Source organism: Bradyrhizobium sp. WSM4872, assembly GCF_055811715.1.
Genome location: NZ_JBVVPT010000026.1, coordinates 42,670 through 64,920 on the forward strand (window position 1 = coordinate 42,670; position 22,251 = coordinate 64,920).

Consider the following 22,251-nt stretch of genomic DNA (forward strand, 5'->3'; position numbering starts at 1 on the left):
GGCTGGGGCTACGATCCCGACGGGTACGCATTGTTGCCATGAGCATCTGAAGCGAACGATGTTGCGCTAACGGCGGCATTGAATCGGGAGCGCCAAGCCACGTTGGGAATGAACATGCCACGCCGGGTTTAGTTCCGCGCGCTGCTCCAAGAGCGCGGTATGGCGCCCCGCTTCAGCTCGCGATAGCGTCTCGGCGCGTGATCTTTCCGGCCTGCTCCCGCCGAAAAGCCTGAGCATTTAGGCCGCTTCCAAGGATCACTGCCTCCTGCATCGCTTCCGATAACGCCTGATGGTGGCGATCGCAAAAAGCCGCGGACTGCTCCGCGGCTTTGGTTCACAGGGAGGCGGCTTCAGCCAGCCTTCGGCTTCTCACGATCTGCCGGCCCAGTGCGGAAAGCTCCAACACTGACATCATGCCAGTGTTTTGCCCGACGAGTCAAATATCATTTCGTAAAATACGAATAGTTTTAGACTAGAGCCAAGCCGTTGATATCGCTATCCCCGGCTACTGTGCATGGGGTTGTTTTCGCGTTTTTTGATGGAGCGACCCACCGCCGGCTCTGCTGGCGATGGACGTGCTGCTACCCCGCCTTGGCGACGCGGCCGTCCGCTGCACCCGAGCGCAGGTTCTGGAAGAACTTCTCCACCTCGCGCGACAGCGTCTCCGCCGTCTCGGTCACGCTGCTCGCAGCCGTCAGCACCGAGGAGGCCGCAGTGTCGGTCTCGCCGATGGCGTCGCGGAGCGAGCTGATGTTGGCGACGAGGGTCTCGTTGCCTTGGGCCGCCGATTGTGCGTTGGACGAGATCTCGCGCGTGGCGGCGTCCTGCTGACCGATGGCGCCGGCGATCGCCGAGGTGACGTCGTTGATCTCGCGCACCGCGCCGCCGATCTCACGGACGGCGTCGACTGCGTTGCGGGTGGACGACTGGATCATCGAGACGTTCTCGCTGATGTCGGCGGTTGCCTTTGCGGTCTGCCCCGCGAGTGCCTTCACTTCGTGCGCGACGACGGCAAAGCCGCGGCCGGCATCGCCCGCGCGCGCGGCCTCGATGGTGGCATTGAGCGCGAGCAGATTGGTCTGCTCGGCGATCGCCTGGATCAGGCTGAGCACGCCGTCGATACGTTGCGTGGCGGCCGCCAGGCTCTCGATCTCGGCGATCGATTTCTCGGTGCGCTGGCCGGTCTGCTCGACCGCGCTGGCGGATTGCCGCACCTGCCGGCCGATCTCCACCACCGACGCAGACAGCTCCTCGGCCGCGCCTGCTACCGCCGTGACGTTGTGCGAGGCCTGCTCGGTGGCGTTCGCCGCCGTGCCGGCGCGGCTGCTCGCGTCCGCGGTGACGCGGGTGATGGTCTGCGCCGTCTCGCGCATGACGGAGGCGTTGTCGCTGAGGCCGCGCATGATCGCGCCGATCGCCTCGCGAAACGCGTCGACGGATTGCTCGATGTGGCGGGCGCGCTCCTCGCGCGCGGCGGAGTCCTGCGAGACCTGGGAGGCGAGGTTGCGGTTGCGCCCCATCGCGTCCTGGAAGATCTGGATCGCGCGTGCCAGTGCGCCGATCTCGTCGGCGCGGTGACTGTGGGGCACCACGACGTTCTCGGCGCCGTCAGCGACCTGCTTGATGGTCGCGGTTATCGCGGAGAGGGGGCGTGCGATCGAGCGGGCGATGATGACGATGCCGATCACGACGAGTGCGAGCGCCACGCCGGCGAGGCAGGTCAGGACGAAGGACAGAGTGCGATTGGTCTCGGTCTCGTGCGCGATTTGCCTCGCGCGCTCGGCATAGACCTTGGACAGCGCCTCGAGATCCTTGTTCAGCGCCGAGCGCACGGCGCGGTTGGCGTCGTTGTCGCCCCATTCGCGGCCCGCGGCCGCATTGATCTCGACGCCGCGGCGCACCAGCTCCTTGCGAAACTCGACGAACTGCTCGATGCGCTTCTTGAAGGTGGCGAACTGCTCGGCATCGTCAGCCTTGACGATGGTCTCCCAGCGCTTCACGACATCGAGGATCTGGGCGTTGAACTTGAGCAGGCCCTCGCCGTATTTCTTCACCACGGCCGGTTCAGTCGACATGTAGACGCCGCGCGATTCCATCACGACCGCATAGACCAGCGAGTTGACCCGCTCGACGTTCAGCGCGGCGGCGTTGGCGGTCTCGATCGCGGTGGTCAGCTCGGCGCCGCGGCGGCTGTTGTAGTCAGACAGCATCGCGATCGCCGCCGTGAGCAGCGCGAACAGCGCGAAGATGGCGTAGAGCTTGTTGGCAAGCGTGAAGCGGCCGGCGAGGCCGGCGGCATTCCCAGATTGGTCGGTTGTCATGGTTTCCAGAGGCCCGAATGGCCGGGAGCGGCCGGAGAGCGCGGTCGTGCAAATTATTGCAAAACTATGCAGAATGAAGATGGACACAGCGTTAACGCCGGGTTTGGCGCCCTTCGCCCTCGGTCGCAGGAAAGGTAGATATTTCAGCGTCTTGATCTGAAGGTATAGTCTTGGGATTGCCCAGGAGTCGGCCTTTGGCCGACGAAGCCCGGAGAGACCCTTGGTCTACCGCCACACCATCGACGCCACGACCTACACGTTCCCGGATCTGCGCGACCTGCTCGCCAAGGCGACGCCGCCGCGCTCCGGCGACCGGCTGGCCGGGATCGCCGCCGCAAGTGCCGAACAGATGATCGCCGCGCGGATGGCGCTGGCCGACGTCCCGCTCGGGCAGTTCTTGCAGGAAGCCGTCATCCCCTATGAGACCGACGAGGTCACCCGCCTCGTCATCGACAGGCACGACGCCAAGGCCTTCGCGCCCGTGGCCTCGCTGACGGTCGGCGCCTTTCGCGACTGGCTGCTGTCGGATGCCGCGACGCCCGAAATCTTGCGCAAGCTGGCAGGCGGCATCACCCCGGAGATGGCGGCTGCGGTCTCGAAGCTGATGCGCAACCAGGATCTGATCCTGGCGGCGCGGAAATGCGAGATCACCACCGCTTTCCGCAACACCATCGGTCTGAAGGGCCGGATGAGCACCCGGCTCCAGCCCAACCATCCCTTCGACGACGCCAAGGGCATCACCGCCTCCATCCTCGACGGCATCCTGCTCGGCGCCGGCGATGCCTGCATCGGCATCAACCCGGCGAGCGACGACCCGGCCGTGATCGGACAATTGCTGCGGCTGCTCGACGAGATCATCGCGCGGCTGAAGATCCCGACGCAGGGCTGCGTGCTGACCCATGTCACCACGACGCTGTCGCTGATCGGGCAGGGGGCGCCGGTCGACCTCGTGTTCCAGTCGGTCGCCGGCACTGAGGCTGCCAACCGCAGTTTTGGCATCGACCTCGCGCTTCTCAAGGAGGCGCAGGAGGCCGGGCTGTCGCAGAAGCGCGGCTTGGTCGGGCAGAACGTGATGTATTTCGAGACCGGGCAAGGCTCGGCGCTATCGGCGAACGCCCATCACGGCGTCGACCAGCAGACCTGCGAGGCGCGCGCCTATGCGGTGGCCCGCGCTTTTGCTCCCCTTCTGGTTAACAGCGTGGTCGGCTTCATCGGCCCGGAATATCTCTATGACGGCAAGGAAATCATCCGGGCCGGGCTGGAGGATCACTTTTGCGGCAAGCTGCTCGGCCTGCCGCTCGGGATCGACATCTGCTACACCAACCACGCCGAGGCGGACCAGGATGACATGGACAATCTGCTGACGCTGCTTGCTGCCGCCGGCGTCACCTTCATCATGGGTGTCCCCGGCGCCGACGACGTCATGCTGAACTATCAGTCCACGTCTTTTCACGACGCGCTGTATGTCCGCGACGTCTTCGGACTGCGCCGCGCGCCGGAGTTCGACGACTGGCTGGTGCGGTCCGGCATTGCGGGCCCCGATTTCCGTCTTGCCGGCGATGCAGGCCTGCTGCCCGATTTTGCCTCCCGGCTGATCGCATGACGCGGCCGAAGCCACCCGGCGGCCTGAAGCAACCATTGGTGCTTCCGGGAATTATGCTCGTGCCACAATATTGAGAAATTCCGGCGGCAGCATTACGCTATGTGTCTGTCTGGCAATTTCCGCAGCTAAGTCGAGCGTGGCGGGGGAGCTTTGATGCGAGCTGAAAGTAACGGGACGTCCCGGCGGATTCTCTGCGTGTTTCCGCGATACACATCGTCGTTCGGGACGTTCGAGCATTCCTATCCCCTGACCGACGGCGTCCGCGCCTTCATGCCGCCGCAGGGACTCTTGCTGCTCGCGGCCTATCTGCCCGAGGAGTGGCAGGTCAAATTCGTCGACGAGAACCTTCGCCGTACGACGAGGGAAGAGTTCGAATGGGCGGAGGCGGTCTTCGTCAGCGGCATGCACATCCAGCGCCAGCAGATGAACGACATCTGCCGCCGCGCCCACGAGTTCGATCTGCCGGTGGCGCTCGGCGGTCCCTCTGTCAGCGCCTGCCCGGATTACTATCCGTCGTTCGACTATCTCCATGTCGGTGAGCTCGGAGACGCCACCAATCAGCTGCTCGAAATCTTGTCCCGCGACACCTCGCGTCCGGAAGCGCAGGTGGTGCTGACCACCAAAGACCGCGTGCCGATGACGGAGTTTCCGATCCCGGCCTACGAGCTCGCCGACGTCAAGAAATACTTCCTCGGCAGCATCCAGTATTCCAGCGGCTGTCCGTATCAGTGCGAGTTCTGCGACATCCCCGGCCTCTATGGCCGCAATCCGCGCCTCAAGTCGCCCGAGCAGATCATCGCCGAACTCGACCGCCTGCGCGAATGCGGCATGACCGACACGGTCTATTTCGTCGACGACAATTTCATCGGCAACCGCAAGGCGGCGCTGGACCTCCTGCCGCATCTGATCGAATGGCAGAAGAGGACCGGCTACATGGTGCGGCTCGCCTGCGAGGCGACGCTCAACATCGCCAAGCGGCCGGAAATCCTCGAGAAGATGCGCGAAGCCTATTTCGTCACCATCTTCTGCGGCATTGAGACGCCCGACCCCGATGCGCTGAAGGCGATGCACAAGGACCATAACATGATGGTCCCGATCCTCGAGGGCGTGCAAACCATCAACTCCTACGGCATGGAGGTCGTGTCCGGCATCATCATGGGGCTCGATACCGACAAGCCGAATACTTCGGAGGCGCTGCTCGCCTTTGTTGAGGACTCCCGGATTCCGCTGCTCACGATCAACCTGCTTCAGGCGCTGCCGAAGACGCCGCTGTGGGACCGTCTGGAGCGCGAGGGACGCCTGGTCGAGGACGACGGGCGCGATTCCAATGTCAACTTCCTGCTGCCCTACGACGACGTCGTCGCGTCCTGGAAGCACGCCATGGCCGTCGCCTACGAGCCCGAGAAGGTCTACGCGCGCTTCCAGTATCAATGCGACCACGTTTACGTGCACCGGCTGAAGATGCCGACGCCGGACGAGATGAAGACCTGGCCCAACATCAGGCGCGGCCTCGTCATGCTGCGAAACATCTTCTGGAAGGTCGGCGTGCTCGGCGACTACAAGCGCGTGTTCTGGAAGTTCGCGCTGGGCCGCATCAAGCGCGGCGATCTCGAAGGCCTGATCGGCTGCACCCTGATCGCGCACCATCTCATCACTTTTGCGCGGGCGGCCTCGACCGGCCAGCAGAACGCCTCGAACTATTCGATCCGGCTACGCGAGGCGTCCGTCCCCGCCGAATGATGCGACATGTCTGATCCGGCCATCCCGCGTCGTCCGACCCTCGATCTGCGGTCGCTTACGCCCGCGCGCGTCGCGCTCGGGCGCAGCGGCGCGAGCCTGCCGACGCGGGCGCTGCTCGATTTCACGCTGGACCATGCCCGCGCCCGCGATGCCGTGCATGCCGTCTTCGATGCGCGGCGGCTGGTCGCAGATCTCCGCGCGCTTGGCCTCGTCGTCACCGAGGCGAACAGCCGGGCGGTCGACCGCGGGGACTATCTGCGGCGGCCCGATCTGGGCAGACGGCTCGATGCCGGATCAGTCGATGCCCTGACGCAGAGCGCCTCGGAGCCGTGCCAACTCGTGGTCGTGATTGGCGATGGGCTGTCGGCGGCGGCGGTCCACGCCCATGCGGCCGCGCTGGTGATGCGCCTGCTGCCGTTGCTTGCAGCCGACGATGGTGTCGCGATCGGCCATGTCGTCGTCGCCTCAGGCGCGCGCGTCGCGCTCGGCGACGAGATCGGCGCCATTCTCGGCGCGCGCATGGTCGTGATGCTGATCGGCGAGCGGCCGGGCCTGTCGGCGCCCGACAGTCTCGGCGCCTATCTGACTTTCGCCCCGAAGCCTGATCGCACCGATGCCGAGCGCAATTGCGTGTCGAACATCCACAAGGCCGGGTTGAGCTATGACGAGGCTGCCTTCAAGATCGCCTGGCTGGTCCGCGAGGGGCTCGCGCGGGAAGTGACCGGTGTGGCGCTGAAGGACGAGAGCGCGGACCGCGCGCCGCGTCGAATTGGCACGGCTTTGCCCGAATGAAGGGCATTGAGGCAAAATCGCCACATCTTGATCGATTCGGCCACACTCCGCCTGCTTGCGAGAAGGGTGATTGACCTGCTAAACCCCTCGCGGCGATTTTCTGCGCATTTTCAAAGGGCAAGCCTCCCATTGGTATGGCATTTTCAAGCCGTTCGCGGGGCGCGACAAGCTCACAGACCCGAGCCGATTTAGGAACTGGACAAGGCATGCTCGAAAAGCACAGCGAGAGTGAGGTTCATGTCGACAAGGTCGAGCAGGGGCCTGCGTCCTCGATCGCCTTCGGGCTGGAGCGCATCGGGCTGATCGCAGTCCGGGCGCCCATCGTCTCCTGCATCGTCCTGCTCGTCCTGATCGTCGGCGCCGTGTTCGGCATCCACCGGATCAAGATCGACGATTCGCTGTCGCAGCTGTTCCGGTCCAACACGCCGGAATTCCGCCAGTACGAAGCGGTGACCAAGAAGTTCCCGGCCGAGGAATTCGACGTCCTCGTCGTGGTCGAGGGCAAGACCCTGCTGGCGCGGAACAACCTCGAGAAGCTGCGCGACTTCGTCACCGACATGCAGCTGATCGACGGCACGCGCGGACTGGTCTCGCTGTTCTCCGCGCGTCAGGCGCCGGCGCCGGGCAAGCTTCCCGCCGCGCTGTTCCCGCCCGAGCTGCCCGAGGGCGCGGCTTATGACAAGTTCATCGAGGGTGTCAAAACCAACGAGATCATCCGCGGCAAGCTGTTGTCCGAGGACGGCACGCTGGCGCTGATCGTGCTGTCGCTCGATCCGGAGGTGGTCGCCTCCAACAAGCTGACCAAGACCGTCGCCGACATCCGGGCGCTGATGAAGGAAGACCTCGGCGACACCGGCCTCAACGTGCAGCTTTCCGGCGTGCCGGTGATGCAGCTCGAAATCCGCAACGCGGTCGAGCGCGACGGGCTCACCTACAACATCCTCGGCATTCTCGCCGGCTGTGTCATCGCCATCATCTTCTTCCGCAAGATCTCGTTCATGGTGGCGGCGGCGTTCCCGCCGATGATCGCGATCCTGCTGGCGCTCGGCGCGCTCGGCTGGGCCAATTTCAATCTCAACATGTTCCTGAACGTGATGACGCCGCTCATCATGGTGATCAGTTTCTCGGACTCGATGCAGCTCACCTTCGCCGCGCGCGACCGGCTGATCGCGGGCCAGGACAAGTTCACCGCATTCAAGAACGCGGTGCTGGTGGTGGGACCGGCCTGCGTGCTGACGCACGGCACCGCCGGTATTTCCTTCATCGCGCTCCAGTTCTCCGACTCCGATCTGATCCGCAAGTTTGGCGAGGCGGGTCTCGCCGCCACCATCATCGCGCTGGTCGCGGTGTTGTCGCTGGTGCCGGTGTTCGGCGTGCTGCTCGTGCGCAACGAGAAGGTCTTTGCGACCAAGTTCCAGAGCGCGGACGCCGGCGTGCAGGCGCTGCGTAATTTCTGCTACTGGATCGCGGTGCGCATGGTGGGCCGCCCCGGCCTGTTCAGCCTGATCGCCGTGGTGTTCGTGGCAGGCCTCGGTGTCATTTACGCCAATCTGGAGCCGCGCTACCGGCTCGCCGACCAGGTGCCGGACAAGCGCCAGGCGGTCGCCGCCAGCGACCGGCTCGACGCCAAGCTCACCGGCGCCAACCCGGTCAACGTTCTGGTCCAGTTCCCCAAGGGGGAATCGCTCTATTCGCCGGAGACGCTGCAGACCATCGCGGACGTGCACGCGACGGTGGAGAAGGCAGCCGGTGTCGGCAATGTCTGGTCGGTCGAGACCCTGCGCCGCTGGCTCGCGGAAAAGGCAGGCAGCGCCGACGTCGCGACGCTGAAGGAATATGTCAGCGTCATTCCGGAGCATCTGGTGCGCCGGTTCATCGATGCCGAGCAGGACGCCGTCGTGGTCGCAGGTCGCGTGCCGGACAAGGATTCCAGCCAGCTCCTGCCGATCGTCGACAAGCTCGATACCGAGCTCGACGCCGTCCGCAAGAAGCATCCCGGCTATGAAGTGGCGGTCACGGGTCTTGCCGCGATTGCCGCGCGCAACTCGGCCGGCATGATCGAGAAACTCAACCGCGGGCTCACCGTCGAATTCGCGCTGGTCGCGATTTTCATCGGCTTGGCCTTCCGTTCCTGGGTCGTGATGTTCGCCTGCATCCTGCCGGGTATCTTCCCCGTCGTGATGTCGGGAACGGTGCTGTGGGCGATGGGCGAGGGACTGCAATTCGCCAGCGTCGTGGCGCTCACCGTCTCGTTCGGCCTGGGCTTGAGCGCCACCATCCACTTCCTCAACCGCCTCAGGCTCGAGAGCAAGCCGGGCGTCGGCTCGGCGCTGGCGGTGGAGCGCGCCACCGTGCTGGTCGGCCCAGCATTGATCCTGACCACGCTGGTGCTGGCCTGCGGCCTCGTCGTCACGGTGTTCTCCGACCTGCCCTCGCTGCGGCTGTTCGGCTGGCTCAGCGCCTTCTCGATGGTGATGGCGCTCGTCGCCGATCTCTTCATCCTGCGGCCGACGGCGATGTGGCTGATCAATCTGCACGCCAAGCTTCAGGGCACCGACAAGCCCGCGATCTGAGCGGCTTCATTCATCGGGCACTCGAATCGGCGCGGTCCGGGCGACTGCGCCGCGCCTCCGAAAAACAACAAAGCCCCGGTTCGCGAGATCCGGGGCTTGCTGCTTTCGAAGCGGTAAGAGCTGTCAGCCCTTCGTCATCGTGATGTTGACGCCGCGAATCTCGCCCTTGGATGAGATCTGCACCGTTTGCTTGGTGCCGTTGGTGCGCAGCGACAAATTGGCGGCAAAGCCGTTGGCCTCGACGAACACTTCGATCTGGCCGCCGCCGGCGGTGCCCTGCAGATTGCCGAAGATGTTGCGGTTGGTCTCGCTCCAATTGCCGGAGATCCGCTCCCCCTGGCTGGTCACGTCGCTGGTGAGGTCGAATTTGTAGCTGTCGGACGCGCAGTGCAGCGCCTGCTTGAGGCTGAGACCGGTGCCGGCAACTTTGTAGTCGGCCTTGCAACGGATGCGCTCGGTGGAGCCGTCGGACAGCGACACCGTACCCGTGCCGGTCCATGCGCCCTCGAAACCTGCAAACGGTCCGGACGACTGAGCCTGACTTGTCGAAACCGAGAAGAGCAGCACAGCGCCGATGCCGGCTGCCTTGATTGCCAGTTCAGATCGTCCAAAGAATTTCATCTCAAAATATCCCGTTTTGGAACGACGTCCGCTTGTCACCAAGGACGTCTCGCCACATCGAAGGTTTAGTGTTCCGAGCCTGTGTCAGGTTCAATGGCCGGCCGCCCACACGTCGGCATCGCGAAGCGCGCTTGCCATGGTTGGCCTCGGGATTCTCTGCGTTTCGGCATGTTTCTGACGCCCAAGGCGGGAGGAAGAGATGCAGCTCTGCAACAGGTGCGCAGCAAAACGCGGCGTGCCTGAATTATGACGTAGTATCAATCTCTTACATTTGCCAGAGAAGGCGCAGGGAAGACCTGATTTGGTGGACGTGGCGCCAATTTGGCCGCATTTGCCAGTGCTTGTGCCTTCTCCGAGGCCGCTACTCCCGCGGCGACTTGCCCATCAGAACAATCCGCTCCGGTCGTCGCGCTGTGCTGTCCGGGATTGGTGCGATTCTGCCGTCAGAATGAAGGAATACAATGCGTAAGCTTCTCGTCGCTCTCACCTTGCTGTCGGCCTCCCTCTCGACCGCAGCGTTCGCCCAGCAAGGGCGCGGCACGGACGCCGAGCAGAAGGCCTGCTCGCGCGATGTGCAGAAGCTCTGCCGTCCGGTCATCGATCAGGGCGATTTCACCATCCTGGCCTGCCTCAAGGAAAACCGGGCCAAGATTTCGCAGGCCTGTGACCAGGTCCTGAAGAACCACAACCAGTAAGCTCGGCCACTGGCCCACAAAAGGCGGCCCCCAGGGCCGCCTTTTCGGACCTGATCCGCAAAGGGCAGCCATCGAGAGACAGGATTGGTTTTGCGGCCGTATTCCCCTATATGGGGGCCGCGGCGGCATCGCCGGCACGGGCTAGCGCGAGCGAAAAAGCCCTTCCTGTCCAAACGATTGTAGACCAGCCCTCGATGACCTCTGCGAGCGAATTGCGATCCGGAAAGGGTGAGCGCGACGAGAACTTTCCCGTCGCGTCCTGGATCATTCATCCGCGTCATCGCGCGCTGATCCTGGCGTATTACAATTTCGTCCGCACCGCCGACGACATCGCCGACCACGCCACGCTGCCGCCGGACGAGAAGCTCGCTTATCTCGACCTGCTCGAGGCGGAATTGGTCGGCAAAGGCGACACCCAGGCCGAGGCCGTCAGCCTGCGGCACGCACTGGCCGAACGCGGCATGGCGCCGCGCCACGCGCTCGACGTGCTCATCGCGTTCCGCATGGACGTGACCAAGTTGCGCTACGAGAATTGGGACGAGGTCATCCATTATTGCCGCTATTCGGCGATGCCGGTCGGCCGCTTCATGCTCGACGTCCATGGTGAGAGCACCGCGACCTGGGCCGCGTCGGATGCGCTCTGCGCAGCGCTGCAGATCAACAACCATCTTCAGGATTGCGGCAAGGATTTCCGCGAGCTCAACCGCGTCTATCTGCCGCGCGATGCGCTGGCCGCGAGTGGCGCCTCGGTCGAGCAGCTCGGACTGGCGCAGTCGCCACCGCCGATGCTGGCCTGCCTTCAGGCTCTCGCCGTGCGCAACGAAGCGCTGCTCGACGAGGGCAGGTCGCTAGCTGCGGAGATCCGGGATTTCCGCCTCGGCGTCGAGGTCTCGGTGATCCAGGCCTATGCCGACCGCATCGTGCGCCTGTTGAAGGTGCGCGATCCCCTGCGCGAGCGCGTGCACCTGAACAAGCTCGAGCTCCTCACCTTCAGCCTCGCAGGCATGATCGGCGAAGTCGGCCGCCGCGCGGTCGGACGCAAGGCCATTTCCAGACCGGGGACTGCACATGACGCTTGAGGCGACCTCGCCCGGCGCCAATTATGGCTCGACCGCATCCGGCAGTTCGTTCTACGCCGCGATGCGCATCCTGCCGCACGACCAGCGCGAAGCGATGTTCCAGATCTACAGCTTCTGCCGCCAGGTCGACGACATCGCCGATTCCGACGGACCGCGCGACGAGCGGCTCGCCGCCCTTCAGGCGTGGCGCAACGACATCGATGCGCTCTACCAGGGCAATCCGCCGCCGCGGCTGAAGGACTACCTCGCCTCGGTGAAGACCTTCGGCCTCAAGCGCGAGGATTTCCTTGCGATCGTCGACGGCATGGAGATGGACGTGCCGCAGGACATCCGCGCGCCTGACATGGCGACGCTGGATCTCTATTGTGATCGCGTCGCGAGTGCGGTGGGGCGGCTGTCGGTCCGGGTCTTCGGCCTGCCGGAAGAAGACGGCATCGAGCTTGCCCATCATCTCGGCCGCGCGCTCCAGCTCACCAACATCCTGCGCGACATCGACGAGGACGCGGGCCTCGGCCGGCTCTATCTGCCGCGCGAAGCGCTGCTGCATGCCGGCATCACCTCCAACGATCCGGACCGCGTGATCGTCGAGCGCGCGCTGCCGAAGGTCTGCCTGCCGCTGGCGCAGCGCGCAAAGTTGTATTTCGAGAAGTCGGACGAGATCATGAACCGCAACCGGCGCCGCGCGGTGCGCGCGCCCCGGATGATGTCGAAATACTATCATGCCATTCTGGATCTCCTGATCGCGCGCGGGTTCAACGCGCCGCGCGAGCCGGTGCGTGTGTCGAAGGTCACACGCATCGCCATCCTGCTCCGTTACGCTCTCATCTGATGCAAAAAACAGCTCACATCATTGGCGCTGGAATTTCCGGCCTCTCCGCCGCCGTGCGGCTTGCCAGTGCCGGCTTCAAGATCGCCGTGCACGAGGCGACGCAGCAGGCCGGCGGCCGCTGCCGTTCCTATTTCGACGGCGCCACCAATCTCACCATCGACAACGGCAACCATTTGCTGCTGTCCGGCAACAGCCATGCGCGCGCCTATGCGCGCTCGATCGGCACCGAGGCGGGCCTCGTCGGACCGGAGCGCGCGCAGTTTCCCTTCGTCGATATCAAGACCGGGCAGCGCTGGCAGATCGACCTCGGCGACGGCCGGCTCCCGACCTGGGTGCTCGACGAGAGCCGCCGCGTCCCCGACACCGGCTTGACCGATTATCTGAAGCTGGCGCCGCTGATCTGGGCCTCGGAAGAGACGCTGGTCGGCAAGTCCATTCCCTGCGAGGGCGTCCTTTATCAGCGCCTGGTGCAGCCGCTGCTGCTCGCGGCGCTCAACGTCGATCCACCCGAAGGCTCGGCGGGGCTTGCCGGCGCGATCGTGCGCGAGACGCTGCTCGCCGGCGGGCAGGCCTGCCGCCCGCTGATCGCGCGCGACGGCCTCAGCGCGGTGCTGATCGAACCCGCCGTCAAATTCTTGAGCGAGCGCGGCCACACCGTTCAGCTCGGCCATGAGCTGCGCTCGTTTGCGACTCAGGACGGCAAGGTTGGCGCGCTGAATTTCGGCGGCGAGGATGTGATCCAGATCGGCGAGGGTGATGTCGTCGTGATGGCGGTGCCGCCGCGTGCTGCCTCCAACCTGCTGCCGGGCCTGAAGACGCCGACCGAATTCCGCGCCATCGTGAATGCGCATTTCCGCGTCGAGCCGCCGGCGGGATCGGCTCCGATCCTTGGCGTGATCGGCGGCGTCGTTGAATGGCTGTTCGCGTTCCCGAACCGGCTGTCCGTCACCATCAGCAACGGCGACCGCCTGGTCGACATGCCGCGGGAGGAACTCGCGCAGGCGATCTGGAACGACGTCTGCAAGGCGGGCGGTGTGTCCGGCGAGCTTCCCCCTTGGCAGATCGTGCGCGAGCGCCGTGCCACATTTGCGGCGACGCCGGCGCAGAATGCCCTGCGTCCAGGGCCGGTCACTGCGCTGAAAAACCTGTTTCTTGCAGGCGATTGGACTGCTACGGGATTGCCTGCAACCATCGAGGGATCGGTCCGATCCGGTGATCGCGCCGCCGATCTGGTTCTGGCCGCCAAGGGATAGTGACAGGCGGCCCTGACGGGCATTTGTCCCGGTCAATTTCGGCTAATTCAATCGACTATCGGAGCAATCGAGCGAGATGGATTCCGTGAACGCGACCAGCCGCGAAGCCCAAGAATTCAGGAACTTGGAATCGAGCATTGCGTCGGCCACCGAAGGCGTCCTCGGCTTCCAGCAACCCGACGGCCATTGGGTGTTCGAGCTCGAGGCCGATTGCACGATTCCGGCCGAATACGTCCTGCTGCGCCACTATCTCGCCGAGCCGGTCGATGCCGTGCTCGAAGCCAAGATCGCCAATTATCTTCGCCGCGTTCAGGGCGCCCATGGCGGCTGGCCGCTGGTGCACGACGGCGAGTTCGACATGAGCGCCAGCGTGAAGGCGTATTTCGCGCTGAAGATGATCGGTGATTCCATCGACGCGCCGCACATGGCGCGTGCGCGCGAGGCGATCCATTCCCGCGGCGGCGCCATTCACAGCAACGTCTTCACGCGCTTCATGCTTGCGATGTTTGGCGTCGTGACCTGGCGCGCGGTACCGGTGCTGCCGATCGAGATCGTGCTGCTGCCGTTCTGGTCGCCGTTCCACATCAACAAGATCTCCTACTGGGCGCGCACCACCATGGTGCCGCTGATGGTCATCGCCGCGCTGAAGCCAAGGGCGAAGAATCCCAAGGGCGTCGGCATCGACGAGCTGTTCCTGCAGGATCCGCGCTCGATCGGCATGACCGCCAAGGCGCCGCACCAGAGCATGGCCTGGTTCGTGCTGTTCCGTGCGCTCGACGGCATTTTGCGCGTGATCGAGCCGATGTTTCCCAAGAGTCTGCGCAAGCGCGCCATCGATGCCGCGCTCGCCTTCACCGAGGAGCGGTTGAACGGCGAGGACGGCATGGGCGCGATCTACCCGCCGATGGCCAACATCGTCATGATGTACGAGGCGCTCGGCAAGGATGAGAGTTATCCGCCGCGCGCGATCACGCGCCGGGGTATCGACAAGCTGCTCGTGATCAAGGACGACGAGGCCTATTGCCAGCCCTGCGTCTCGCCGGTGTGGGACACGACGCTGACCGCGCACGCACTGCTCGAAGCCGGCGGTGACAGAGCGGTGCCTGCGGCGAAGCAGGGTCTCGACTGGCTGATCCCGAAGCAGGAGCTCGAGGTGAAGGGCGACTGGGCGGTGAAGCGGCCCGACGTGCGCCCGGGCGGCTGGGCCTTCCAGTACAACAATGCCCATTATCCCGATCTCGACGACACCGCGGTTGTCGTGATGTCGATGGACCGCATGCGCCGGGAGCATGGCGCGGCCGGCTATGACGCCGCGATCGATCGCGGCCGGGAATGGATCGAGGGCATGCAGAGCGACGACGGCGGCTGGGCTGCCTTCGACGTCAACAATCTCGAATATTATCTAAACAACATCCCGTTCTCGGACCATGGCGCGCTGCTCGATCCACCGACCGAAGACGTCACCGCGCGCTGCATCTCGATGCTGGCCCAGCTCGGCGAGACCGCGACGACCAGCAAGCATGTCGCCGATGGCGTCGCCTACCTGCGGAAGAGCCAGCACCCGGAAGGGTCCTGGTATGGCCGCTGGGGCATGAACTTCATCTATGGAACCTGGTCGGTGCTGTGCGCCCTCAACATGGCCGGCATCCGCCATGACGACCCCATGATCCGGAAAGCCGCCGGCTGGCTGGCCTCGATCCAGAACAAGGACGGCGGCTGGGGCGAGGATGCCGTCAGCTACCGGCTGGACTATCGGGGCTGGGAGGCTGCTCCCTCGACCGCCTCGCAAACGGCATGGGCCTTGCTTGCCCTGATGGCGGCAGGCGAGGTTGATCACCCGGCCGTCGCCCGCGGGGTGGAGTACCTGATTGCAACACAGAACGAAAAAGGACTGTGGGACGAACAGCGGTACACCGCCACAGGCTTTCCCCGTGTATTCTATCTACGGTACCATGGTTACCCGAAGTTCTTCCCGCTGTGGGCGTTGGCGCGGTATCGGAACTTGCGGAACACCAACAGCAGGGTGGTAGGGGTCGGAATGTGACTTTGGGGACGGGGGACTATCTTACCGCGGGTCAAACCGTTGATCCGAGGCCGATATTGATCGTGACTGGACTGGTTCAGGAGGCCCGCATCGCGGCGGGGCCGGGCATGGCGGTCATTTGCTCGTCGAGCAGCCCGACCCAGTTGCGGGCGCTGCTGACTGTGCTGGATCCCGAGACGATTCGCGGTGTGATCTCGTTCGGCGTGGCCGGCGGGCTGGACCCGACGCTGCGCTCCGGTGACGTCGTGCTCGCGACCGAGGTGCTCGCGGGCGATACCCGCTGGGCCGCTGGCCTCTCGCTCGGAGATGATCTCATCGACCGCCTGACGTCGGGGCGCCGCCGCGTGGTGCGCGGCAGCCTCGCCGGTGCCGAGGAAGTGGTCACCGGGCGCTCCTGCAAGGCGGCGCTGCATTCGGAGACCGGAGCTGCCGCCGTCGACATGGAAAGCCACATCGCGGCCGCCTATGCCGCCGAGGCCGGCTTGCCGTTCGCCGCGGTCCGCGTCATCAGCGATCCCGCCCATCGCGCGCTGCCGGCACTCGCCCGCGCCGCCATCAAGCCGAACGGCCAGATCGACGTGCTGGCCGTGCTGCGCGGCATCGCGCGCAATCCGACCGCGCTGCATGGACTGGTCTCGACCGGCCTCGACTTCAACCGCGCGCTACGCAGCCTGCGCGGCTGCCGGGATTATTTGATTGGCACCGAGCTCGTGGAGAGCGAAGCGCTGGTCTCCGAGGCGGCCTGAGCGGTTTCTGCGATCACTGATAACAAAAGGCCCGGTCGCGATTGGCGATCGGGCCTTTTCTATTTCGGGGTGCGTAGCTCGGATGGAGCGGAGCGCATCTGGGGGCTTGCAACGGGAGGAACCGTCCCGGATTTCGCTTGCGCTCCATCCGGGCTACAGGGCATCGCGATTAGGCGGCGGTCGAAGCCTTCCGTGCGGCCTTCTCCTGCGCGGCGGCGGCCTCGTCCTTGCGGATCTCCGACAGGCGCTTCTGCACTTCCGCCGAGAAGATGTACTGCGCCGGACGCTGCTTGCTCATGTCGATCTCCGGCGCCATCGGACCCGTGGTCCTGATGCCGCGCAGCGACACCCACATCGCCTTCAGCGGGTTGTTGATGGCTGCGGTCGCCGCCGTCGGCTCGTAGCCGCAATGGGCCATGCAGTCGGCGCACTTCTCGTACTTGCCGGTGCCGTAGGTCTCCCAGTCGGTGGTGTCCATCAGCTCCTTGAAGGTCTTGGCGTAGCCTTCACCGAGCAGATAGCAGGGCTTCTGCCAGCCGAAGATGTTGCGCGCGGGCATGCCCCAGGGCGTGCATTCGTATTCCTGGTTGCCGGCGAGGAAGTCGAGGAACAGGCCGGAATGCATGAAATTCCACTTCTTGCCCTTGCCCATCGCAAAGACGTCGCGGAACAGCTTCTTGGTCTTGGTGCGGTTGAGGAAGTGCTCCTGGTCGGGCGCGCGCTCATAGGCGTAGCCCGGCGACATCGAGACGCCGACGCCGAGCTCGACGGTAAGGTCCAAGAACTTCGCGATCTCCTCGGCCGGATGGCCGTCGAAGATGGTGGCGTTGACGTTGACGGTGAAGCCGCGGGCCTTGGCCGCCTTGATCGCGGAGACGGCGCGGTCGAACACGCCCTTCTGCGACACTGCCTTGTCGTGATGCTCCTTCAGGCCATCGAGATGCACGGAGAAGAACAGATAGGGCGAGGGCTCGAACAGATCGAGCTTCTTCTCGAGCAACAACGCGTTGGTGCAGAGCGAGACGAACTTCTTGCGCGCCACGAGGCCGCGCACGATCTCGCCGATCTCCTTGTGGATCAGCGGCTCGCCGCCGGGAATGGCGACCATCGGCGCGCCGCACTCGTCGGCCGCGTCCCAGCACTCCTGTGCGGTCATGCGGCGGTTGAGGATCGCATCCGGATAATCGATCTTGCCGCAGCCGACGCAGGCGAGGTTGCAGCGGAACAGCGGCTCCAGCATCAGCACGAGCGGATAGCGCTTGCGGCCAAGCAGCTTCTGCTTGATCAAATAGCCGCCGATACGCATTTCCTTGAAGAAGGGGATAGCCATTACAAGTTTCTTTCTGGGCTTGAAATTCGGGTGGGGTCAGCTCGCAGCCAGTTGGGCCGGAAGCCGGAATTCGATGTTTTCCTCGCGGCCGGGGAGCACCGAGACCTTGACCGGTCCGATCCGCCGCATTGCTTCGATCACGTCATCCACGAGTACCTCGGGCGCCGAAGCGCCAGCCGTCACACCGACGGTTCTGGCATCTTTCAACCACTGGGGATTGAGCGCTCTGCCGTCGGCGATCAGATAACTCGCGACACCGGCCTCAGTGCCGATTTCGCGGAGCCGGTTCGAATTCGAGCTATTGGCAGCGCCCACCACCAAGATCACGTCGACCAGCTTGCTCAAGTCCCTTACCGCAGATTGGCGGTTCTGTGTCGCATAGCAGATATCCCGGATATCCGGGCCTTGAATATCTGTAAAGCGGGCCTGCAGGGCCGAAATGATGTCCTTGGTGTCATCCACCGACAGGGTGGTCTGGGTGATATAGGCCACTGGCGTATCCGCCGGCAGCTCAAGGACCTTAACTTCTTCAACGCTTTGGACCAGCAATACGGGGGCGGGAACCTGGCCCATGGTACCCTCGACCTCGGGGTGGCCGGCATGGCCGATCAGGATCAGGGTGCGGCCTCTGGCGATGTAGCGCTTCCCCTGATTGTGAACTTTCGTGACCAGGGGGCAGGTGGCATTGAGCACCGGAAGGTCGCGCGCGGCCGCTTCCTCCTCGACGCTGCGGGCGACGCCATGAGCGCTAAAGACCGTCACAGCCTTCGGCGGCACCTCCGACAGTTCCTCGACGAAGATCGCGCCCTTGTTTTTCAGGCTCTCGACGACGTACTTGTTGTGCACGATCTCATGGCGCACGTAGACGGGCGGGCCGTACTTCTCCAGCGCCCGTTCCACGATCTCGATCGCACGCACCACCCCCGCGCAAAAGCCGCGCGGTTGCGCCAGATAAACTTCCATTGGACGTCCATCACGCAAGTTGCACCAATCCGCTCTCAAGTTCAGGGGACACCCCGATACGAACCAATGAGTTGCAATATCCGCACCACGGCTTCGCGCACGCGGTAGCTGCCCACCGCTGTCGGGGCCCCGGTGCATGGAGGCGCAGTACTTTGTGTCAAAAAATCGGCAGCAAGGAAAGGTAGAATGAACTTTGGTTCCCCACTGGATCACTTTTGCGGTATTATAGTAGAGGGTGATTGGTCAGGAAAACGGTGGCATCGATGTTTGCCCCTTCGTCACTTTCCCGCCTCAACTCCCCGGCTATACCGACCGTCCCGCATGATTTTGCCATGGTCTTCCGCCGTTTACCTCGAACCTTCTGACGGCGATAACCACTCAAAACAGCAATAGGTTTCGGCTGGGAACTCCGTTACATAGCGGGCGTTTCCGGCAAGCTGTTAACCGCAGAAAGAAAAGTAGTGCTGCAAAGCGTCGTCGTTGCCATCGTCAGGGCCTGCACCCGGTTTGCCTCCCTCGTCGTCGTTCTCGGGCTCCTGCTGGCGGTGGGGGCGGGCTATTACACGTCCCAGCATTTCGCCATCAACACCGATATCAATTCGCTGATTGCCCAAAATCTGGACTGGCGCCAACGCGACCAGCAGTTCGATCGCGCCTTCGACCGCGATGCGACGATTACGGCGGTGGTCGAAGCCAAGACGCCGGAGATGGCGACCGCGGCGTCGGACGCACTCTATGCCAAGCTGAAGGACAACAAGACCGAGTTCCAGTCGATGCAGCAGCTCGGCACCGGCGAGTTCTTCGAGAAGAATGGCCTGTTGTTCCTGCCGACCGAGGAAGTCGCCAAGGTCACCAGCCAGTTCGAATCCGCCGCGCCCCTCATCGAGATCATGGCAGGCGATCCCTCGATCCGAGGCCTCACCGGCGCGCTCGAGACCGGACTTGCCGGCGTCAAGCGCGGGCAGGTCAAGCTCGACAACACCGAGCGGCCCTTCAACCAGATCGCGCAAACGGTCGAGACCGTGCTCAACAAGGGCAACGCGACCTTCTCCTGGCGCGAGCTCGTCAGTGACGAGCCGCTGACGGATTCGGACAAGCGCGCCTTCATCGAATTCAAGCCGATCCTCGACTACAACGCGCTCGAGCCCGGCAAGGGGGCAACCGACGCGATCCGCAAGGCCGCAGCCGATCTGGATTTTGCCACCAAATATCAGGCGCGGGTCCGGCTGACCGGACCGGTCCCGATCGCCAATGAGGAATATGCAACCGTCCAGGAAGGCGCTGTCGTCAACGGCATCGGGACGGTGCTCGTCGTGCTGCTCATCCTGTGGCTGGCGCTGCATTCGGCGAAGATCATCTTCGCGGTGTTCGTCAATCTCTTCGTGGGTCTTGCGCTGACAACCGCCGCCGGCCTGATGATGGTGGGCTCGCTCAATTTGTTGTCGATCGCGTTCGCCGTGCTGTTCGTCGGCCTCGGCGTCGATTTCGGCATTCAGTACAGCGTCCGCTATCGCTCCGAGCGCTACAAGCACAACGATCTCTCGGGTGCGCTGATCCTGGCCGCCAAGCGCTCGGCAATTCCGTTGTCGCTGGCGGCAATGGCGACCGCAGCCGGCTTCCTCTGCTTCATCCCCACCGACTACAAGGGGATCGCCGAACTCGGCCAGATCGCCGGAGTCGGCATGCTGGTCGCGTTCGTCACCAGCATCACGGTGCTGCCGGCGATGCTGAAGCTGTTGAACCCGCCCGGTGAGAAGGAGCCGGTCGGCTATGCCTTCCTGGCGCCGCTCGATCACTTCCTGGAGAAGCACCGCGTGCTCGTCGTCGGCGGCACGATGTTTCTGGCGGTCGCCGGGCTGCCGCTGCTCTATTTCATGAAGTTCGACTTCAACCCGATGAACCTGCGCAACCCGAAGGCGGAGTCGATCGCGACCTTCCTCGATTTGCGCAAGGATCCCAACACCGGCGCCAATGCCATCAACGTGATGACCACGTCGGAAGAGCAGGCGAAGCAGGTGGAGGCGAAGCTGGAGAAGGTGCCGGAGGTGCTGCGCGTGATGTCGCTCAACAGCTTCGTTCCCGAAGACCAGCCGCCGAAGCTGAAGCTGATCGCGCAGGGCGCCAAGGTGCTGAATCCCGCGCTCAATCCCGACCAGATCGACGCCGCGCCATCGGACAAGGAAAACGTCGATGCGCTGAAATCCTCGGTCGACAATCTGCGCCGGACCGCAGGCGATGCGAAGGGCCCGGGTGCGGTCGCCTCGCGTCGGCTCGCGGACGCGCTGGAAAAGCTCGCCAATGGCGATGAAGCCACGCGGAACAAGGCGCAGGACGTGTTCATCGCGCCGATGAAGATCGTGTTCGACCAGCTCCGGAACGCGATGCAGGCCGAGCCGGTCACGCTGAAGTCATTGCCGGCAGATCTCGTCAGCGCCTGGAAGAGCAAGGACGGCATCATCCGGGTCGAGGCGTTGCCGAAGGGCGATCCCAACGATAACGACACGCTGCGCAAATTTGCGGCGGCGGTGCTCGTTGCCGAGCCGACCGCGATCGGCGGTCCGGTCTCGATCCTGAAATCCGGCGACACCGTGGTTAAGGCGTTCATCCATGCGGGAATCTACGCGCTGCTGGTGATCGGCCTGCTGCTGTGGATCACGCTGCGCCGGTTCGTCGACGTGCTGATGACGCTGGTGCCGCTGCTGGTGGCCGGCGCGGTGACGCTCGAGATCTGCGTGCTGATCGGCTTGCCGCTCAACTTCGCCAATATCGTCGCGTTCCCGCTGCTGCTCGGCGTCGGCGTGGCCTTCAAGATCTACTATGTCGTGGCCTGGCGCTCGGGCAGGACAAACCTGCTCCAGACCAGCCTGACGCGCGCGATCTTTTTCAGCGCGCTGACAACGGCGACCGCGTTCGGCAGCCTTTGGCTGTCGAGCCATCCCGGCACGTCCAGCATGGGCAAGCTGCTCGCGCTGTCGCTGGTGACGACGCTCGCCGCCGTGCTGCTGTTTCAGCCTGCCCTAATGGGCAAACCCCGCAATCTCAGGGAGTAGGCAGATGTCCCCGACCTGGTCGGCGGCGCTCTTCTGACCGGGTTTGGCAGTGCCGGCGGCCTTCGGGGCTGCGGGCGCAGGCTGCGCCGCTGTAGCGCCCGTCGTCGCCGGGGCTTTCGGCGCCGCGCCGGTGGACTTCGGCGCGCCCTTGGCCATCGCGTTGGCGGAGCTCAAGGGAATCGGGGGGCTGACCCGGGTCCAGGTCTCGCCACCGCACAGGAATCCCATCACGCAGCCCTTGATCTCGAGCTGGTCGGTGCCAACCGGCGTGATGGTCGCGCTGTAGAGCTGGCCGTCCTTGGCGTTGTAGACCTGACCTTCCCACTGATCGGCGCCGGGCTTCTTCTTCATGTCGATCAGGGTCGCCATGCCGAGCGTGGGCCGGGTCTTTTTCGACGCGTCCGGATTGTTCTCGTCGCGGCCGCCGGGCTGTTTTTCCCAGGAAACCGCACCCCACATGCTGCCATTGCATTGGGCGACACGAATGTTGGCGACGCCATCGGCAACCCGCCAGTCGCCGGTGGGATCGGCGGCGAGCGCGGGGGTCAGGCAGGTGTAACCGCCAGCCAGTATTAGTCCGGTGTAAAGGGCTAAACGCATGATAGTTCCTTG

General features: G+C 64.3%; 16 protein-coding genes. 11 read left to right on the top strand and 5 right to left on the bottom strand.

Annotated features, from left to right (window positions below; translation table 11 throughout):
• Positions 1–581: 581 nt before the first annotated feature.
• Complete coding sequence (locus AC0L3C_RS27495; RefSeq protein ID WP_473264033.1) at positions 582–2,321, bottom strand: methyl-accepting chemotaxis protein; 1,740 nt, start codon at positions 2,319–2,321, stop codon at positions 582–584.
• Between the two features lie 220 nt (positions 2,322–2,541).
• On the opposite strand from AC0L3C_RS27495, the gene AC0L3C_RS27500 reads away from it, so the two are divergent.
• The 4 genes from AC0L3C_RS27500 (at position 2,542) to AC0L3C_RS27515 (ending at position 9,029) form a co-directional block, all read left to right on the top strand.
• Positions 2,542–3,924: an ethanolamine ammonia-lyase subunit EutB gene (locus AC0L3C_RS27500; protein WP_473284619.1), complete on the top strand. Its 1,383-nt coding sequence runs from the start codon at positions 2,542–2,544 to the stop codon at positions 3,922–3,924.
• 153 nt (positions 3,925–4,077) lie between these two features.
• Positions 4,078–5,664 carry a B12-binding domain-containing radical SAM protein gene (locus tag AC0L3C_RS27505; protein ID WP_247816636.1) on the top strand — a complete coding sequence of 529 codons (1,587 nt, stop codon included), beginning with the start codon at positions 4,078–4,080 and terminating at the stop codon, positions 5,662–5,664.
• Between the two features lie 6 nt (positions 5,665–5,670).
• Complete coding sequence (gene eutC, locus AC0L3C_RS27510; protein ID WP_473409495.1) at positions 5,671–6,456, top strand: ethanolamine ammonia-lyase subunit EutC; 786 nt, start codon at positions 5,671–5,673, stop codon at positions 6,454–6,456.
• Between the two features lie 206 nt (positions 6,457–6,662).
• Positions 6,663–9,029 (top strand): efflux RND transporter permease subunit, encoded by a 2,367-nt coding sequence (locus AC0L3C_RS27515; protein ID WP_473409496.1) that lies wholly within the window; start codon positions 6,663–6,665, stop codon positions 9,027–9,029.
• A 123-nt stretch (positions 9,030–9,152) separates the two neighbouring features.
• On the opposite strand, the gene AC0L3C_RS27520 is transcribed toward AC0L3C_RS27515, so the two are convergent.
• The gene (locus AC0L3C_RS27520; protein WP_027516853.1) at positions 9,153–9,650 is read right to left on the bottom strand and encodes a hypothetical protein; all 498 of its coding nucleotides are present in this window, start codon (positions 9,648–9,650) and stop codon (positions 9,153–9,155) included.
• 461 nt (positions 9,651–10,111) lie between these two features.
• Here AC0L3C_RS27520 and AC0L3C_RS27525 point away from each other — a divergent pair, with 461 nt between their 5' ends.
• The 6 genes from AC0L3C_RS27525 to AC0L3C_RS27550 all read left to right on the top strand — a co-directional run bounded on the left by AC0L3C_RS27525 (position 10,112) and on the right by AC0L3C_RS27550 (position 16,296).
• Entirely contained in the window at positions 10,112–10,345 is a 234-nt protein-coding gene (locus tag AC0L3C_RS27525) for a hypothetical protein (protein ID WP_007593627.1), read from the top strand.
• Between the two features lie 194 nt (positions 10,346–10,539).
• On the top strand, positions 10,540–11,424 hold the full coding sequence (gene hpnC, locus AC0L3C_RS27530) for a squalene synthase HpnC (RefSeq protein ID WP_473264027.1): 885 nt from the start codon (positions 10,540–10,542) through the stop codon (positions 11,422–11,424).
• Positions 11,414–12,253, top strand: a complete 840-nt coding sequence (hpnD, locus tag AC0L3C_RS27535) for a presqualene diphosphate synthase HpnD (RefSeq protein ID WP_473409497.1) — start codon at positions 11,414–11,416, stop codon at positions 12,251–12,253. Before hpnC ends, hpnD begins: the two co-directional genes overlap by 11 nt.
• On the top strand, positions 12,253–13,506 hold the full coding sequence (hpnE, locus tag AC0L3C_RS27540; RefSeq protein ID WP_473409498.1) for a hydroxysqualene dehydroxylase HpnE: 1,254 nt from the start codon (positions 12,253–12,255) through the stop codon (positions 13,504–13,506). Before hpnD ends, hpnE begins: the two co-directional genes overlap by 1 nt.
• Before the next feature lie 76 nt (positions 13,507–13,582).
• Positions 13,583–15,550 carry a squalene--hopene cyclase gene (gene shc, locus AC0L3C_RS27545; RefSeq protein WP_473409499.1) on the top strand — a complete coding sequence of 656 codons (1,968 nt, stop codon included), beginning with the start codon at positions 13,583–13,585 and terminating at the stop codon, positions 15,548–15,550.
• Positions 15,547–16,296 (top strand): phosphorylase, encoded by a 750-nt coding sequence (locus AC0L3C_RS27550; RefSeq protein WP_473264023.1) that lies wholly within the window; start codon positions 15,547–15,549, stop codon positions 16,294–16,296. Before shc ends, AC0L3C_RS27550 begins: the two co-directional genes overlap by 4 nt.
• Positions 16,297–16,465: 169 nt before the next feature.
• Here AC0L3C_RS27550 and hpnH read toward each other — a convergent pair whose 3' ends face one another.
• Both hpnH and ispH read right to left on the bottom strand, forming a co-directional pair.
• On the bottom strand, positions 16,466–17,626 hold the full coding sequence (gene hpnH, locus AC0L3C_RS27555) for an adenosyl-hopene transferase HpnH (RefSeq protein WP_007593619.1): 1,161 nt from the start codon (positions 17,624–17,626) through the stop codon (positions 16,466–16,468).
• 36 nt (positions 17,627–17,662) lie between these two features.
• Positions 17,663–18,589: a 4-hydroxy-3-methylbut-2-enyl diphosphate reductase gene (ispH, locus tag AC0L3C_RS27560; RefSeq protein WP_473409500.1), complete on the bottom strand. Its 927-nt coding sequence runs from the start codon at positions 18,587–18,589 to the stop codon at positions 17,663–17,665.
• 461 nt (positions 18,590–19,050) lie between these two features.
• Here ispH and hpnN point away from each other — a divergent pair, with 461 nt between their 5' ends.
• On the top strand, positions 19,051–21,639 hold the full coding sequence (hpnN, locus tag AC0L3C_RS27565) for a hopanoid transporter HpnN (RefSeq protein WP_473409501.1): 2,589 nt from the start codon (positions 19,051–19,053) through the stop codon (positions 21,637–21,639).
• On the opposite strand, the gene AC0L3C_RS27570 is transcribed toward hpnN, so the two are convergent.
• Positions 21,607–22,239 (bottom strand): DUF2147 domain-containing protein, encoded by a 633-nt coding sequence (locus AC0L3C_RS27570; protein WP_473277690.1) that lies wholly within the window; start codon positions 22,237–22,239, stop codon positions 21,607–21,609. The two genes, hpnN and AC0L3C_RS27570, sit on opposite strands and share 33 nt — an antisense overlap.
• Positions 22,240–22,251: the final 12 nt, after the last annotated feature.

Coding starts and splice junctions, on each gene's coding strand:
- AC0L3C_RS27520 (WP_027516853.1), bottom strand. CDS start 9,650: ATGAAATTCTTTGGACGATCTGAACTGGCAATCAAGGCAGCCGGCATC.
- shc (WP_473409499.1), top strand. CDS start 13,583: ATGGATTCCGTGAACGCGACCAGCCGCGAAGCCCAAGAATTCAGGAAC.
- AC0L3C_RS27525 (WP_007593627.1), top strand. CDS start 10,112: ATGCGTAAGCTTCTCGTCGCTCTCACCTTGCTGTCGGCCTCCCTCTCG.
- ispH (WP_473409500.1), bottom strand. CDS start 18,589: ATGGAAGTTTATCTGGCGCAACCGCGCGGCTTTTGCGCGGGGGTGGTG.
- AC0L3C_RS27570 (WP_473277690.1), bottom strand. CDS start 22,239: ATGCGTTTAGCCCTTTACACCGGACTAATACTGGCTGGCGGTTACACC.
- hpnD (WP_473409497.1), top strand. CDS start 11,414: ATGACGCTTGAGGCGACCTCGCCCGGCGCCAATTATGGCTCGACCGCA.
- hpnC (WP_473264027.1), top strand. CDS start 10,540: ATGACCTCTGCGAGCGAATTGCGATCCGGAAAGGGTGAGCGCGACGAG.
- eutC (WP_473409495.1), top strand. CDS start 5,671: ATGTCTGATCCGGCCATCCCGCGTCGTCCGACCCTCGATCTGCGGTCG.
- AC0L3C_RS27515 (WP_473409496.1), top strand. CDS start 6,663: ATGCTCGAAAAGCACAGCGAGAGTGAGGTTCATGTCGACAAGGTCGAG.
- AC0L3C_RS27505 (WP_247816636.1), top strand. CDS start 4,078: ATGCGAGCTGAAAGTAACGGGACGTCCCGGCGGATTCTCTGCGTGTTT.
- AC0L3C_RS27495 (WP_473264033.1), bottom strand. CDS start 2,321: ATGACAACCGACCAATCTGGGAATGCCGCCGGCCTCGCCGGCCGCTTC.
- hpnE (WP_473409498.1), top strand. CDS start 12,253: ATGCAAAAAACAGCTCACATCATTGGCGCTGGAATTTCCGGCCTCTCC.
- hpnH (WP_007593619.1), bottom strand. CDS start 17,626: ATGGCTATCCCCTTCTTCAAGGAAATGCGTATCGGCGGCTATTTGATC.